Below are 15,524 nucleotides of genomic sequence, written 5' to 3' on the forward strand. Positions count from 1 at the left end.
GGACAAAGGAAAAATGGATTTAAAGCAATTCGTAACAGTCGTACCTGATTATCCAAAACCAGGTATCCAATTTAAGGATATTACAACATTGATGGATAACGGTGATGCGTATAGATATGCGACAGATCAAATCGTTGAATATGCTCGTGAAAGACAAATCGAGCTTATCGTTGGACCTGAAGCTCGCGGCTTTATCATAGGTTGCCCAGTTGCATACTCTCTTGGTGTAGGTTTTGCTCCTGTTCGTAAGGAAGGGAAATTACCTCGTGAAGTTGTACGTGTAGAATATGGGCTTGAATATGGTAAAGATGTATTAACTATTCACAAAGATGCTATTAAACCTGGTCAACGTGTTTTAATTACTGATGACTTACTTGCTACAGGAGGAACAATTGAAGCAACGATCAAGCTGGTTGAAGAGCTAGGTGGAGTTGTTGCAGGAATTGCTTTCCTAATTGAGTTATCATATTTAGATGGACGTAAATTACTTGATGGATACGATGTATTAACATTAATGCAGTTCTAAAAGAAGAGTAGCGACATTCTGTCATACAGACAAATGTTATACTTTCTTAGTATTAAAAAGAAGCACTCAAATGGGTGCTTTTTTTACAAGATTTTTTAATGAGATTAAAGAATTTGTTAGTCCTCAAGCTTTACATCTAATTGATTGAATATTTATTAAATACTTTATTCACTTTTGTACTATACCCAACATGATTCTTTCGCTTCAATTATTCCAGTGCGTATAACATGAATTTATATTTTATTTAGAAATATTAATTACTAGGTTGAAAAGAAACCAGTAATTGGACGGCATAAAAAATGTGAATCTTCTTTACATCTCTACTTTTTTTATTGATAATAGTTACAATATAGAAAAACTTCCAAATTCGAGAAGAACATATTTATTTAGTTGTTTTTTACTAGCACTTATAACTAGAATTTTATTATAAAATATCTGCCCACTGTAAACATATAGAAATGATTTTATCAGAGGGCTTATCAAAGTTTTCATTATAAAAAGGTGATTCCATGGCAAATGAACAAGTACTATCTTCCGAGCAAGTAATTGAAAAGGCACAGCGTTATTTGTCAGCTGACGATACCGCTTTTATTCAACGTGCCTACGACTTTGCTGAAGAAGCACATCGTGAACAATTCCGAAAATCAGGTGAACCATATATCATCCATCCAATCCAAGTTGCAGGAATATTGGTAGATTTGGAGATGGATCCTTCTACAATAGCGGGTGGCTTCTTGCATGATGTTGTGGAGGATACGGATGTTACTCTTGACGACATACGTACAGCGTTTAGCGACGAAGTAGCGATGTTAGTTGATGGGGTAACCAAGCTAGGGAAAATTAAATATAAATCTCAAGAAGAGCAGCAAGCTGAAAACCATCGTAAAATGTTCGTTGCAATGGCTCAAGATATTCGTGTGATTTTAATAAAGCTTGCTGACCGCCTTCATAACATGAGAACCTTAAAGCATTTACCACAAGAAAAGCAAAGACGAATTTCAAATGAAACATTAGAAATTTTTGCACCTCTTGCACATCGTTTGGGGATCTCAAAAATAAAGTGGGAGCTAGAGGATACTTCACTACGCTATTTAAATCCTCAACAATATTATCGAATTGTTAATCTAATGAAGAAAAAGCGTCAAGAACGTTTGGAATACTTAGATCAAGTGATTGATGAGGTTCGCGATCGGGTTGATGAAGTTAATATTGAAGCAGAATTCTCTGGTAGACCAAAACATATTTACAGTATCTACCGAAAAATGGTTCTTCAGAATAAGCAATTTAACGAAATTTACGACCTTTTAGCTGTTAGAATAGTCGTTAATAGTATTAAAGATTGTTATGCCGTATTAGGGATCATTCATACATGTTGGAAGCCAATGCCTGGCCGTTTTAAAGATTATATTGCCATGCCTAAACCAAATATGTATCAATCTCTCCATACGACTGTAATTGGTCCAAAAGGTGATCCGCTAGAGGTTCAAATCCGTACAATTGAAATGCATCAGATCGCTGAATACGGGATTGCGGCTCATTGGGCATATAAAGAGGGAAAAGAAGTTGAAGAAAAAACTACATTAGAAAAGAAACTTTCCTGGTTTAGAGAGATTTTAGAATTCCAAAATGATGTAACAAATGCTGAGGAATTCATGGAATCACTAAAAATAGATCTATTTTCTGACATGGTCTTTATTTTTACGCCTAAAGGGGATGTCATTGAATTACCTTCAGGTTCTGTTCCAATTGATTTTGCCTATCGAATTCATTCAGAAATTGGTAACAAAACAATCGGAGCAAAAATAAATGGTAAAATGGTGACATTAGATTATAAGCTTAAAACTGGCGATATAATTGAAATTTTAACTTCTAAGCATTCTTATGGACCAAGTCAGGATTGGTTGAAGCTAGCTCAAACGTCACAGGCAAAAAATAAAATCCGCCAATTCTTTAAAAAGCAACGTCGTGAAGAAAACGTTGAAAAAGGAAGAGAAATGGTTGAAAAGGAAATTAAAAACCTAGACTTTGAAGTAAAAGAAGTTATGACCACCGATAATTTACAACGAGTAGCTGAAAAATTCAACTTCTCTAATGAAGAGGATATGTACGCTGCTGTTGGCTATAATGGTGTTACAGCTTTACAAGTTGCAAATCGTTTAACGGAAAAGTGGCGAAAAATACGTGATCAAGAGGAACAGGAAAAGAATATCCAAGAGGTCATTAATGATGCGAAACAAGTCCCTTCTTCCTCGACAAGAAAGCGTGATGCAGGTGTACAGGTAAAAGGTATTGATAATTTGCTCATTCGCTTATCAAAATGCTGCAATCCTGTGCCAGGTGATGACATTGTTGGCTTTATCACAAAAGGTCGTGGAGTTTCTGTTCACCGTGCTGATTGTACAAATGTTCATACTGATGATGCAAAAGAGCGTCTTATCGATGTTGAATGGGAAAATCAACCGTCAACAACTCGAAAAGAATACAATGTTGAAATTGAAATACTTGGCTATGATCGTCGCGGTTTATTGAATGAAGTTCTCCAGGCAGTGAATGAAACAAAAACAAATATCTCTTCTGTGTCTGGAAAATCAGATCGAAACAAAGTCGCGACAATTAATATGGCGATTTCAATCTCGAATATTAACCATCTACAAAAAGTAGTTGAACGTATTAAGCAAATCTCGGATATTTATTCTGTTCGAAGAATGATGAATTAAGCTAAGGTGTAGGGGAAGGGGACAGAACTCGCTTACTTATCCCTGAAATTTGAACAAGTTAACAATTATACCTGTTCCGCCCTAAAAGTGATAGTTTAAAGCTTGCTCGTTTCACCCCTAACTGGATTGGACTTGTAGTCAAATCTATTTTCCTTTCATTTTAGCTTATATTGTTAGTACGTTATTAGGGGGATTATAAGCGTGAAAGTAGTAATACAACGAGCAAAACATGCTAAAGTAACTGTAGAGGATAACGTAGTTGGTGAAATTGACGAAGGTGTGATGGTCCTAGTTGGGATCACACATGATGATACAGAAGCTGATGCTGATTACCTCGCAGAAAAAATAGTTAACTTAAGAATTTTTGAAGATGAAGCTGGTAAAATGAATCATTCATTATTAGATGTAAATGGACAAGTCTTATCTGTTTCACAATTCACCTTATATGGTGATTGCCGTAAAGGAAGACGACCTAATTATATGAATGCAGCTAAACCAGATTATGCAAATGACATCTATGAGTTTTTTAATACAAAATTAAGAGAAAAAGGCCTACATGTTGAGACTGGAATATTCGGAGCGATGATGGATGTTCAATTTACAAATGTAGGACCTGTGACATTGATTGTTGAAAGCAAATAAATAAGATCAGCCTTCTAAGAGAAGGCTGATCTTATTTGGTTCAGTAACGTTGCTTATTGAACCACTTTTCAAGCTATTGAACCATTTATCCTGTGAATTGAATCAACTACAAGAATAATTGAACATAAGTCCGTGTTTTTGGACCACACTAACGTTTCTCGTCAAATTTTGTATGTGTATTGAACTGCTCCTAACTATCTATATACCAAATTCTCTAAGCGAATTGAACCACCCAAAAATGAACCCCTTTATTAGCAAAAATCATCCAGTTCACACAAAAAAATAGGCTGCCTTTATAGGCGGACCTTGGTAAATTATTTTTGCAATTTCAAAAATTTTAGCTTATTAAGAATACTTGATAAGGCGATTTTCTTATTTAAAATACTGTGTTAGTCCATTATAAATACCTTGTGATACATGTTCCTGATAGCTTGATGTATTAACAGTTAATTCCTCTGTGCGATTACTTAAAAAACCAAGTTCTAAAAGTGTTGCAGGTACATTGTTTTCACGAAGTACATGGAAGTTTCCGTATTTGATACCACGGTTTCTTAGATTAGATTGTTTCACTAATTCCGAATTCATTTTCGAAGCTAGTTGTGCATCCTTTAGTGAGCTGTAATAGTAAGCTGTTGTTCCATTAGCACTTCTATCAGTTGTACTATCATAATGAAGACTAATAAATGCTTTGGCATTACGATAATGTGATGTGCGAACTCTTGAGTTCAGGCTTATATAGGTATCATTAGAGCGAGTTAAATAAACATTTGCACCTGCTGATTTTAGCTTGTCGTAAACTAATTTAGCTGTTGTTAATGTTAAGTTTTTTTCTAGTGTACCCCTTGTCCCAACGGCACCGCTATCCTGTCCGCCATGGCCTGGGTCGATAACGATTGTTTTATTTTTAACGTATTGCTCAGAACCAGGCTTTGTCACAGGAGAACTAACACCGCTTGTCTCAACAACCCACCCTGCAATATAGCCAGTATTATTACTCCCAAGATTAATTTTGTACCAGTCACCAACGGTTTCGATGATCTCGTACGATTCTCCTAAACTTGCTCGTTTTACAATTGATTTGCTAGTTGAGGCACCTGATCGAATGTTAGTACCATTATAAATGATTTTTACATACTTCTTATCAGTTGTACTAGGAGAAGAGCCTGTTTTATCAATAGTTTTTGAAATATACCATCCTGCAACCCAGCCTGTTTTATTTGAGCTATAGGTTATTTTGTACCAATCATTTTTTTCTTCAGTAATGGAAACCTTCATTCCTTTAGTAACAGTCCCAACAACCTTACCATTTAATGTACCATTATTCCTAACATTTAAGGATGCAGCAGTAACAGTTCCGCTTGCTTTTACCGTTGTACTCGGGCTTGTGGTTGAAGGTGTATCTTTTGATGAACCTGTACTGCTAAATTTTAAATAATCACTATGTACCCAGCCTTTAATGCCGTTTACTTCGATTTGTGCCCAGTTACCTTGCTCTTGAATAACTGTAACACTAGCATTCTTATTTAGGCTCCCAACACGAGTCCCGTTAGTAGAAGGCGTTTTTCTGACGTTAAGGGAGGTTGCGGTGATACTAGCTGTTTTTTTGACTTTAGACGGTGTCGTTATGTTCGTGTTTCCATTAGTTTTTACATAGCTAGCAGCTACCCACCCCTGCTTACCTGAGTAAGAAATTTTGATCCATTCTCCACTTTTGTCTAAATAAGTAGCTATTTTTCCTTTTTCAAACACACCAATAACACCAAACGATGTTCCTGGCCCTGAACGAAATCTTAATCCAGTAGCTTTGGATTCAACTGTACCATTTCCACTTGAAACTGATGAAGATGAAGAAGGGCTACTAGCTTTCTGTGTCACAAGCCATGCAGCAACCCAGCCAGTTGAATTACTTGAAAGTTTAATTTTAATCCAATCATTTTTCTTTTCTACGACATCAAAGGTTTGGCCCTTTTTTACTTTGGCAAGAACAGAAGAGGTAAGAGCTGCCCCACTTCTAACATTTAGCAGATCGACATTTATTGTCACTTGTTCGCTTTCTGCAGTCGATTTAATCGGACTTACAAATGAAGCAATAAAAAGAAGCGTAAAACATATGTACATGGTCATGCCTTTGCGAATCAACGAAAAATCCTCCTTTTTCTAGGTGCTAACCTAAACATTTCTCTACTTATATCGACATTCCTTTTAAAAAATGAAATAAATTCTTCCAAAATAGGTAAAGATATTTGTATGAGTCTTAATTTGAAGGGAAGTAATGAAGATGCGCAATAGTGAAAAGGGAGAATTAACACACACACGTCATGATGTTTTTGGCATGGATTTTCATGATTTTATGGTGAAAGAACAAAATGATACATCATTGGAATTGGCATCAGAATTTGGAATTTCACTAAGAGAAGTAAAGAATATAAAAAAACATTTAAATCGTTCTTGACATTGTGCGTCAAACATTCGTATGATAAGATAAAATTCGAGTAATTTGATTTGAAGAAATTCCTTACATAGGCTTTGAACCGGTGAGGGAGAAAAGTAAATAAGAGCACACATGAATAGAGAGGAAATGCCCTTGGCTGAAAGCATTTCTACATGATGACTTATTGAAAAACACTCCTTAGGTTTCTCTCTGAAAAACAGCTTGTTTAGTAGGAGCAGAACGTTACAGGCGTTAACTGATTGAGTGGAAATAGTACTTTTATCTATTTCAACTAGGGTGGAACCACGGGTATAACTCTCGTCCCTACATTTTGTAGAGACGGGAGTTTTTTATGTTTTTGTGGGAATCGTCTTATGCTTGTCGGAGCTGATCAAGGCGCTTCCTCTTTTTTAAAGTGAAAATAGTACATTTTTTGTACTTAGTTTTCGTGTCTAGCTACAGCGCCTAGCTCCTCGAGTCATAAGCCACTTCGGAATTGAAGGTAAAGAACACCTTTTATTCCGAAGTGTCTTATGCTTGTCGGAGCTGAACGAGGCGCTTCCGCATATCTAGTATTGGAGGAGAAAGTTATGTCATTCCAGATTCCTAGAGGAACTCAGGATATTTTACCTGGAGAAGTTGAAAAGTGGCAGTTTGTAGAAAATACTGCACGAGAATTATGTAACAGATATCAGTATAAGGAAATACGTACGCCGATCTTTGAACATACAGAATTATTTGCACGCGGTGTTGGTGAAAGTACTGATATCGTTCAAAAGGAAATGTACACATTCCAAGATCGTAAGGGAAGAAGCATGACGCTAAGACCTGAAGGAACAGCTTCGACTGTACGTTCTTTTGTGGAAAAAAAGCTTTATGCAAACCCATCTCAACCAACTAAGCTTTATTACATTGGACCTATGTTTAGATACGAACGTCCGCAAACTGGCCGTTTTCGTCAATTTGTCCAATTTGGTATAGAAGCACTTGGAAGTAATGACCCTGCTATTGATGCTGAGGTAATTTCACTTGCGATGTCTCTCTATCAAACACTTGGTTTAAAGAGCTTAAAGCTTGTGATAAACAGCTTAGGTGATGCAGATAGCCGAACAGCACATCGCACGGCATTAATCTCACACTTTGAGCCGAGAATTGGAGAGTTTTGTTCAGATTGTCAAAAACGTTTAGAACAAAACCCTTTACGGATTTTAGATTGTAAGAAGGATCGCGATCATGAATTAATGAAAACTGCTCCTTCGATTCTTGAATTTTTAAATGATGAGTCAAAGAGCTACTTTAATAAGGTCCAGCAATATTTGACGGCAAATGGGATCCCTTATGAAGTTGATCCAGGGCTAGTAAGAGGCTTAGATTACTATAATCATACTGCATTTGAAATCATGAGTAATGCTGAAGGCTTTGGAGCTATTACAACCTTATGTGGAGGTGGCCGCTATAATGGGCTTGCTCAAGAAATTGGTGGACCTGAGACTCCAGGGATTGGTTTTGCGCTAAGTATTGAACGCCTTTTAGCAGCTCTTGACGCCGAAAATGTAACATTACCGATTTCTAGTGACATAGATTGTTATATCGTTACAATGGGGGATCAAGCGAAGGACCGTGCCGTTTCATTGCTTTATGAGATGAGAAATGCGGGTTTAAAAGCAGAAAAAGACTATGAAGATAAAAAAATGAAAGCACAGTTCAAAGCTGCAGATCGTCATCAGGCTAAGTTTGTAGCTGTATTGGGTGATGATGAGCTCGAAAAAAATGTGATAGCTGTTAAGAATATGGAAACAGGTGTCCAAGAAGATATTGGAATTGATCAACTTATTTCTTATTTAAAGGCTTTTTTCTAAGAGATTGTTGTTTTAAAACGAAAATCAACCACACCGCACTACTTGGTAAATAGCAACAAAGTTTGCGAAAAAAGCCTATTTAAAACAAACATCTATTTGATTAACAAAGGAGAGGGTACAATGTTTGGCCGTACATACTATTGTGGAGAAGTACCAGAGTCAGCTATTGGAGAAAAAGTCTTATTAAAAGGTTGGGTGCAAAAACGACGTGATTTAGGAGGAGTTATTTTTATTGATCTTCGCGATCGCACAGGTGTTGTTCAAATCGTTTTTAACCCAGAAATTTCTGAGGAAGCTTTAGCAATTGCTGAGCGAGTTCGTAGTGAATATGTATTAGATATAACGGGGAAAGTTGTTGAACGTGATGCAGAAACAGTAAACCCAAATGTCCCAACTGGGAAAATAGAGGTTATAGTTGAGAATATAACGATTATCAACGCAGCTAAAAACCCACCATTCTTAATTGAGGATAAATCAGATGAAGTATCTGAGGATGTCCGTCTAAAATATCGTTATTTAGATTTAAGAAGACCAGCATTATTTAATACGATTCAAATGCGTCACAATGTAACAAAATCAATGCGTAATTTCCTAGATGAAAGTGGCTTTTTAGATATTGAAACGCCAATCTTAACAAAGAGCACACCTGAAGGAGCTCGTGATTACTTAGTTCCTAGTCGTGTGCATGAAGGTGAGTTTTATGCATTACCACAATCACCACAAATCTTTAAACAGCTATTAATGGTGTCAGGTTTTGATAAATATTATCAAATAGCTCGCTGCTTCCGTGATGAAGATTTACGTGCTGACCGTCAGCCTGAATTTACACAAATTGATATTGAAGCTTCATTTATGAGTCAGGATGATATTATGTCCATGACAGAACAAATGATGGCAAGAATTATGAAAGAAACAAAGGGTGTTGAGATTGACCTACCAATGCAAAGAATGCCATATGACGAGGCTATGGGGCGCTTTGGATCTGATAAGCCAGACACACGCTTTGGTTTAGAGCTTGTTGATGTAGGGGAAATTGTTAAAGACAGTGGCCTAAAAGTATTTAGCAGTGTAGTAGCAAATGGTGGTCAAGTAAAATCGATCAATGTTAAAGGTGCTGCTGATAAATATTCTAGAAAAGATATGGATGCACTAGCTGAATTCGTTGCACCATATGGAGCAAAAGGTTTAGCTTGGCTAAAAGTTGAAGAAGATGGTTTAAAAGGTCCGATTATTAAATTCTTCACTGAAGAAGAGCAAAAAGGATTACTTAGAACTATGGAAGCAACAGTTGGTGATTTGCTTGTATTTGTAGCTGATAAAAAATCAGTTGTTGCTGATTCCCTAGGTGCGCTTAGATTAAAGCTTGGTAAAGACCTACAGTTAATTGATGAAAGTAAATATAATTTCCTTTGGGTTGTTGATTGGCCATTACTTGAGTATGACGAAGCAACAAAACGTTATTATGCGGCACATCACCCATTTACAATGCCAGCGCGTGAAGATTTAAGTTTATTTGATACAGATCCGGGTAATATGAAAGCACAGGCATATGATATTGTTTTAAATGGATACGAGTTAGGTGGCGGATCAATTCGTATCTTTGAAAAAGGCGTTCAAGAAAAAATGTTCAAGCTATTAGGATTCACAGAAGAAGAGGCCAAAGAACAATTTGGATTCTTATTAGACGCTTTTGAATATGGCACACCACCACATGGCGGTATCGCTCTTGGTTTAGATCGATTAGTTATGTTATTAGCTGGTCGTACAAATTTAAGAGATACAATTGCTTTCCCTAAAACAGCAAGTGCCAGTGATTTATTGACAAATGCTCCAAGTACTGTAAGTGAAGCGCAGTTAGAAGAATTAAATTTAGAATTGCGTGACTAAATCATTATTTGCGTCTGTCAAGATCTTGAAATGATATTTTCAATATGATATTATTTTAAAAAATAACATTCAAAGTCCTGATGTGTTCGTTGTACACCTAGTTTTGACCTAACATTTTTTCTACGGGAGCTTGTGTTTCTCAGACAGAGTAAATGCCTCTCTAACTCGTTAAAGAGGACTTACAACCTCTGGAATAAAGCACCCACCTGCTAAGGGCGGGATCAAAACGAGGGAAACGGCGACGGCACGATTGGGACTACTACATATGATTGACTAAGGGTCTGACCCCTCAATGTAAACTAATAGATAGTACATTAACTAGGTTCGTACTAATTATTATGGATTGAGAGGACAGACCCTTTTTGTTTGTTAAATCTAAGGTTACTAAAAGCCTGAAAGTTAACCAAAAGATAGTACATTCAGCTGTACTTAGGGTGTATTAAAAAGTTTTGAATGAGGGTTCTTGAAATTCCTTATTTGAAGAACTATAAAATCTCTTGCTTTTCCTACAATGTATGTTATATTCGTTTTCAGGTAAAAATACTGTCATTATAAAATGACAGTGAAATTAATTGGATAATAATTGGAGTGAGTTAGTTGCTACATCAATTTTCACGTAATGAATTAGCGATTGGTAAAGAAGGTTTAGATATCCTAAAGAATAGTACTGTTGCTGTGCTAGGTATAGGCGGTGTCGGTTCTTTTTCAGCGGAAGCACTTGCGAGATCTGGAGTAGGGCGATTGGTTTTAGTTGATAAAGATGATGTAGATATTACAAATGTAAATCGTCAAATTCACGCACTAATCTCAACAGTTGGTCAACCGAAAGTGGACTTAATGGAAGCACGAATAAAGGATATAAATCCTGACTGTGAAGTTATTTCTCTCAAGATGTTTTATACAGAAGAAACCTACGAGCAATTTTTTGATCAAAAGCTTGATTATGTCATAGATGCATCTGATACCATTTCTTATAAAATTCATTTGATGAAGGAATGTTTAAAACGAAATATTCCGATTATTTCTAGCATGGGTGCTGCAAATAAAATGGATCCTACTAGGTTTCAAGTTGCAGACATTTCGAAAACACATACAGACCCAATGGCGAAGGTTATTCGTATTCGTTTACGTAAAGAAGGAATTCATAAAGGAATAAAGGTTGTTTTCTCTGATGAAAGCCCGATTGTCATTCGTGAAGATGTACGTAAAGAGGTTGGTAATGATGCTGCACAAATCCGTAAAGCAAAAATGCCACCAGCATCAAATGCATTTGTACCTTCTGTAGCAGGGTTAATTATGGGAGGATATGTTGTAACTGATTTAGTTAAGGATATTAAGATTGTACGAGTTAAAGATGAAAAATAACAAAAAGAGGCTATTTTAGCCTCTTTTTGTTTGCTTAGACGTTCTTACTTTCTTTGTTGCTTCAACAGCTTGTCATACACTTGACTTAAGGTTAATTCGAATTTTCCAGTTTTTTTCGGTTCATAATACACCTTGTTTTTTAATCGATCTGGCAGGTATTGCTGTTTTACCCAGCCATTTTCATAATCATGTGGATATAAATAGTCAATTCCCCTGCCTAATGCTTTTGCGCCCTGGTAATGTGCATCCTTTAGATGAGTGGGAACGTCACCTATTTTTCCAGCTCTGATGTCAGCGATCGCGTTATCTAAAGCTTGGTAAGCACTATTTGATTTCGGTGAAAGGCATAATTCAATGACTACATTTGCAAGTGGAATTCTTGCTTCAGGGAATCCTAATCGTTCAGTTGATTCAATTGCTGCTAATGTTCGCGCTCCTGCTTGTGGATTTGCAAGACCAATATCCTCATACGCAATGACTAAAAGTCTTCTGTTGATACTTACTAGATCACCCGCTTCAATTAGTCTACCTAAATAATGTAAAGCGGCATTTACATCAGAACCTCTAATTGATTTTTGAAATGCTGAAATTACATCATAGTGGGCGTCACCGTCTTTATCGTGAACAAAGCTTTTCTTTTGCAGACATTCCTCAGCTATTTCAACCGTAATTTCAATTAGTCCATCGCTATTAGCCTCAGTAGACAAAACTGCTAATTCAAGTGCATTTAGGGCTGACCGTACATCACCTCCACAGCTGCCAGCTAAATGAAGCAGGGCATCTTCACTTATTTCGACCTCCTGTTTTCCTAATCCATTTTCTTTATCATGAATTGCCCGGAGTAATGCCTGTTTTATATCCTCCTCATCTAGTGAATGTAGTTCGAAAATCTGACATCTGCTTCGTATCGCTGGATTAATCGCATGATAAGGGTTACTTGTAGTCGCCCCGATTAAAATAATCATTCCATTCTCAAGATAAGGTAGTAAAAAGTCTTGCTTTGCTTTATCAAGACGATGTACCTCATCTAAAATTAAAATTACTTTTCCTGACATCTTTGCTTCTGCAACAACAATTTCCATATCTTTTTTATTGTTTACAACAGCATTAAGCTTGCGAAAGGCTGTACCAGTGCTACCAGCAATCGCCGTTGCAATCGAGGTTTTTCCGATCCCAGGGGGTCCGTATAATATCATTGAGGACAAATGTTTTGCTTTAACCATGCGCTGAATAATTTTTCCTTCAGCTACTAAATGAGTTTGACCGATAATATCTTCTAATATTTTTGGACGCATTCTATATGCAAGTGGTTGTTTCAATTTATACACTCCAAACGTTTAGTGAAAATGTCATGATTAATGATTAGATGGTAAATGTTGTGATAACCTTAAATCTTTATAATAGGCTCATTTCTAAGAGATTGTTGCTTTTAGAACTAAAACTGTTTAAGAGGTTGATTGGAGCGGAAGTGCGAGACTCCTGCGGGAGCAGCGGGACAGGTGAGACCCCGCAGGCGTTTACGCCGAGGAGGCTCACCGCCCGCCCCGCGGAAAGCGAGCAACTGGAGCGGAAATCAACCTCACCGCACTACTGGGTAAATAGCAACTAAGTTTGCGAAAACAGCCTTAAACACTATGTCCAAGCAGCAAAGTCGGTTTTCGTGCCTAATAAGTTAATAATATGCTATAATGGCTAATGTTCAAAGTAAGAAACATAGAAAAATAAATGTTCTAGTCTAAAGGATGTGCATGCTTGTCTTACACCTTAGAAGTTTCTTCAAAGCATATCGGGGGATCCTAGCATGAAGAATAACAACAATATCTTTGTATCCATTGTAAAATGGGTGATATATTTTATAGGCTTGCTAATTATGTCATTAGGAATAGTGTTAACAATTAAAGCTGATTTAGGAGTTTCCTCTTGGGATGTTCTCCACATTGGTTTGTATCGTCAACTGGGCTTAACGATTGGAACATGGACGATATTAACTGGTGCAATTGTTCTTTGTGTAGCAACACTTTTAACAAAAAGGCTACCACAGCTTGGTGCATTTATTAACATGCTAAGTATTGGAGTTTTCATTGATTTATATTTAATGATACCGTTTCTAAAGACACCTGAATCATTTATCGGACAATTGATTATGCTTATGATAGGCATTATTGTATTAGGCTATGGGATGGGATTATATATATCAGCTAAATGTGGTGCTGGACCTAGGGATAGTTTAATGATTTCTCTGGTAGAAAAAACAGGGAAATCGATAACTTTTATTAGAGGCGCTATTGAAATTATTGTTTTAGGTATTGGCTGGTTTTTAGGTGGACCGGTATATATTGGTACAATCATTACAACGGTAACGATTGGATATGTAGCAGGAATGATGATAACGTTTTGTCATAAATCAACGGATCGACTGTTAATCAAACTATCAAGCAACAAGGGAGCAATTCGAGAAAATAGGTTGCTAGATCGTAAAATATAGGGGTGTTAGTATGAAAATATCTACAAAAGGACGTTATGGTTTAACAATTATGATTGAGTTGGCACGAAAGCATGGAGAAGGTCCAACATCATTAAAAAGTATTGCACAAGCCCATGACTTGTCAGAACATTATTTAGAGCAGCTAATTGCTCCACTACGAAATGCAAGACTCGTAAAAAGCATAAGAGGCGCTTATGGTGGTTATATTTTAGGAGATGAGCCGACGAACATTACATCAGGTGATATTATACGTGTTCTAGAAGGACCGATAAGTCCTGTTGAAGTATTAGAGGATGAAGAACCAGCTAAGAGACAACTTTGGGTGAAAATTCGTGATGCAGTAGCGGATGTACTTGATAATACAACACTAGAAGACCTTGCAAGCTATACAGACGGAGAGCAAGAGCCTTATATGTTTTATATTTAAAACTGTTCTAGATATTAAGATAGGAGGGGTTGCCTGATGAAACGAATTTATTTAGATCATGCTGCAACATCCCCATTGCATCCAGAGGTAGCTGAAAAAATGCTGCCGATTATGTTGGAAAACTTCGGTAACCCTTCAAGCATCCATTCATTTGGTAGAGAAGCCCGACGCATTACTGATGAATCTAGAAGAAATCTTGCTAATCACATCGGGGCAACGCCTGGAGAAATCATTTTTACAAGTGGTGGTACTGAGGCTGATAATCTTGCAGTTATTGGAGCAGCTTTAGCAAATAAACATGTGGGTAAGCACATCATCACCACGCAAATTGAGCATCATGCTGTCTTGCATGCATGTAAGCATCTAGAGAATGCTGGGTATGAAGTAACCTATTTGCCTGTTAATGAACAAGGGGTTATTTCGATCGATCAACTTAAGGAACATTTAACAGATCAAACTGTACTTGTAACAATTATGTATGGAAATAACGAGGTTGGTTCAATCCAGCCAATTCAAGAGATTGCTAACGTGCTTAAGGACCATCAAGCTTTGTTTCATACAGATGCGGTACAAGCCTTTGGAGTGGAACATATAAATGTAAAAGACTTAGGTGTTGACCTTTTATCAGTATCAGCACATAAAATAAATGGACCTAAAGGTGTAGGGTTTTTATACGTGAAAAATGGAGTGAAGCTTCAACCATCCTTATATGGGGGAGAACAGGAGCTGAAGCGTAGAGCTGGTACAGAAAATGTATCAGGGATTTATGGGTTTAGTTATGCTGCAGATCTTACCTTATCAACTCGTGCACATAAAACCGAGCAATACAGAGCATTTAAGCAAGAAATGATTGGTATCTTTGAAGAGCAAAATCTTCAATTTCAATTAAACAATTCATTAAATGGATTGCCACATATATTTAATGTTTATTTTCCAGGAACACATATTGAATCATTATTAGTCAATTTAGATTTATCAGGCATTGCAGCCTCAAGTGGATCAGCTTGTACAGCTGGTTCTGTTGATCCATCACATGTATTAGTTGCAATGTTCGGTAAAGAGTCAGATCGAGTATTATCTTCGGTTCGATTTAGTTTTGGTTATGGAACAAGTCTAGAAGAAATTCAATATGCTGCAGAGAAAATAGCAAAGATTGTTAAGCGAGTAACAGCTCAAGAGTAAGTG

The 15,524-nt window shown here is 36.8% G+C and carries 12 protein-coding genes, 1 other RNA gene and 1 other annotated feature; of the genes, 11 read left to right on the top strand and 2 right to left on the bottom strand.

The window, feature by feature from the left end:
* Positions 1–13: 13 nt before the first annotated feature.
* The 3 genes from I7822_RS24545 (at position 14) to dtd (ending at position 3,885) form a co-directional block, all read left to right on the top strand.
* Positions 14–526 (top strand): adenine phosphoribosyltransferase, encoded by a 513-nt coding sequence (locus tag I7822_RS24545; protein ID WP_207981713.1) that lies wholly within the window; start codon positions 14–16, stop codon positions 524–526.
* Between the two features lie 509 nt (positions 527–1,035).
* A complete protein-coding gene (locus I7822_RS24550; RefSeq protein WP_207981714.1) occupies positions 1,036–3,243 on the top strand; it encodes a RelA/SpoT family protein in 2,208 nt (735 codons plus the stop codon).
* A gap of 201 nt (positions 3,244–3,444) precedes the next feature.
* Complete coding sequence (gene dtd, locus I7822_RS24555) at positions 3,445–3,885, top strand: D-aminoacyl-tRNA deacylase (RefSeq protein ID WP_207981715.1); 441 nt, start codon at positions 3,445–3,447, stop codon at positions 3,883–3,885.
* A 372-nt stretch (positions 3,886–4,257) separates the two neighbouring features.
* Here the strand turns inward: dtd and I7822_RS24560 are convergent, their stop codons facing one another.
* Positions 4,258–6,024, bottom strand: coding sequence for an N-acetylmuramoyl-L-alanine amidase family protein (locus tag I7822_RS24560; RefSeq protein WP_207981716.1), 1,767 nt, complete (start codon positions 6,022–6,024; stop codon positions 4,258–4,260).
* A gap of 133 nt (positions 6,025–6,157) precedes the next feature.
* On the opposite strand from I7822_RS24560, the gene I7822_RS24565 reads away from it, so the two are divergent.
* From I7822_RS24565 to I7822_RS24585, 5 genes are all read left to right on the top strand, one after another.
* Positions 6,158–6,337, top strand: a complete 180-nt coding sequence (locus I7822_RS24565) for an RNA polymerase subunit sigma-70 (RefSeq protein ID WP_207981741.1) — start codon at positions 6,158–6,160, stop codon at positions 6,335–6,337.
* A gap of 73 nt (positions 6,338–6,410) precedes the next feature.
* Positions 6,411–6,645, top strand: a binding site (T-box leader).
* A gap of 261 nt (positions 6,646–6,906) precedes the next feature.
* A complete protein-coding gene (gene hisS, locus I7822_RS24570; RefSeq protein ID WP_207981717.1) occupies positions 6,907–8,175 on the top strand; it encodes a histidine--tRNA ligase in 1,269 nt (422 codons plus the stop codon).
* 120 nt (positions 8,176–8,295) lie between these two features.
* Positions 8,296–10,062, top strand: a complete 1,767-nt coding sequence (gene aspS / locus I7822_RS24575; RefSeq protein ID WP_207981718.1) for an aspartate--tRNA ligase — start codon at positions 8,296–8,298, stop codon at positions 10,060–10,062.
* Positions 10,063–10,133: 71 nt separating this feature from the next.
* A non-coding RNA gene (ssrS, locus tag I7822_RS24580) (6S RNA) lies at positions 10,134–10,323 on the top strand.
* A 336-nt stretch (positions 10,324–10,659) separates the two neighbouring features.
* Positions 10,660–11,427: a tRNA threonylcarbamoyladenosine dehydratase gene (locus tag I7822_RS24585; RefSeq protein ID WP_207981719.1), complete on the top strand. Its 768-nt coding sequence runs from the start codon at positions 10,660–10,662 to the stop codon at positions 11,425–11,427.
* A 44-nt stretch (positions 11,428–11,471) separates the two neighbouring features.
* Here the strand turns inward: I7822_RS24585 and I7822_RS24590 are convergent, their stop codons facing one another.
* Positions 11,472–12,722 (bottom strand): replication-associated recombination protein A, encoded by a 1,251-nt coding sequence (locus I7822_RS24590; protein WP_207981740.1) that lies wholly within the window; start codon positions 12,720–12,722, stop codon positions 11,472–11,474.
* A gap of 506 nt (positions 12,723–13,228) precedes the next feature.
* Between I7822_RS24590 and I7822_RS24595 the strand changes: the two genes are divergently transcribed.
* Genes I7822_RS24595 through I7822_RS24605 form a run of 3 tightly spaced genes read left to right on the top strand, consistent with a single transcriptional unit; the run spans position 13,229 to position 15,521 of the window.
* The gene (locus tag I7822_RS24595) at positions 13,229–13,912 is read left to right on the top strand and encodes a YczE/YyaS/YitT family protein (protein WP_207981720.1); all 684 of its coding nucleotides are present in this window, start codon (positions 13,229–13,231) and stop codon (positions 13,910–13,912) included.
* 10 nt (positions 13,913–13,922) lie between these two features.
* Positions 13,923–14,339 carry a cysteine metabolism transcriptional regulator CymR gene (gene cymR / locus I7822_RS24600; RefSeq protein WP_066334484.1) on the top strand — a complete coding sequence of 139 codons (417 nt, stop codon included), beginning with the start codon at positions 13,923–13,925 and terminating at the stop codon, positions 14,337–14,339.
* 36 nt (positions 14,340–14,375) lie between these two features.
* A complete protein-coding gene (locus tag I7822_RS24605) occupies positions 14,376–15,521 on the top strand; it encodes a cysteine desulfurase family protein (RefSeq protein ID WP_207981721.1) in 1,146 nt (381 codons plus the stop codon).
* The last annotated feature ends 3 nt before the right edge of the window (positions 15,522–15,524 follow it).

Origin of the sequence: Metabacillus bambusae (genome assembly GCF_017497975.1) — a bacterium.
Taxonomy (GTDB): domain Bacteria; phylum Bacillota; class Bacilli; order Bacillales; family Bacillaceae; genus Metabacillus; species Metabacillus bambusae.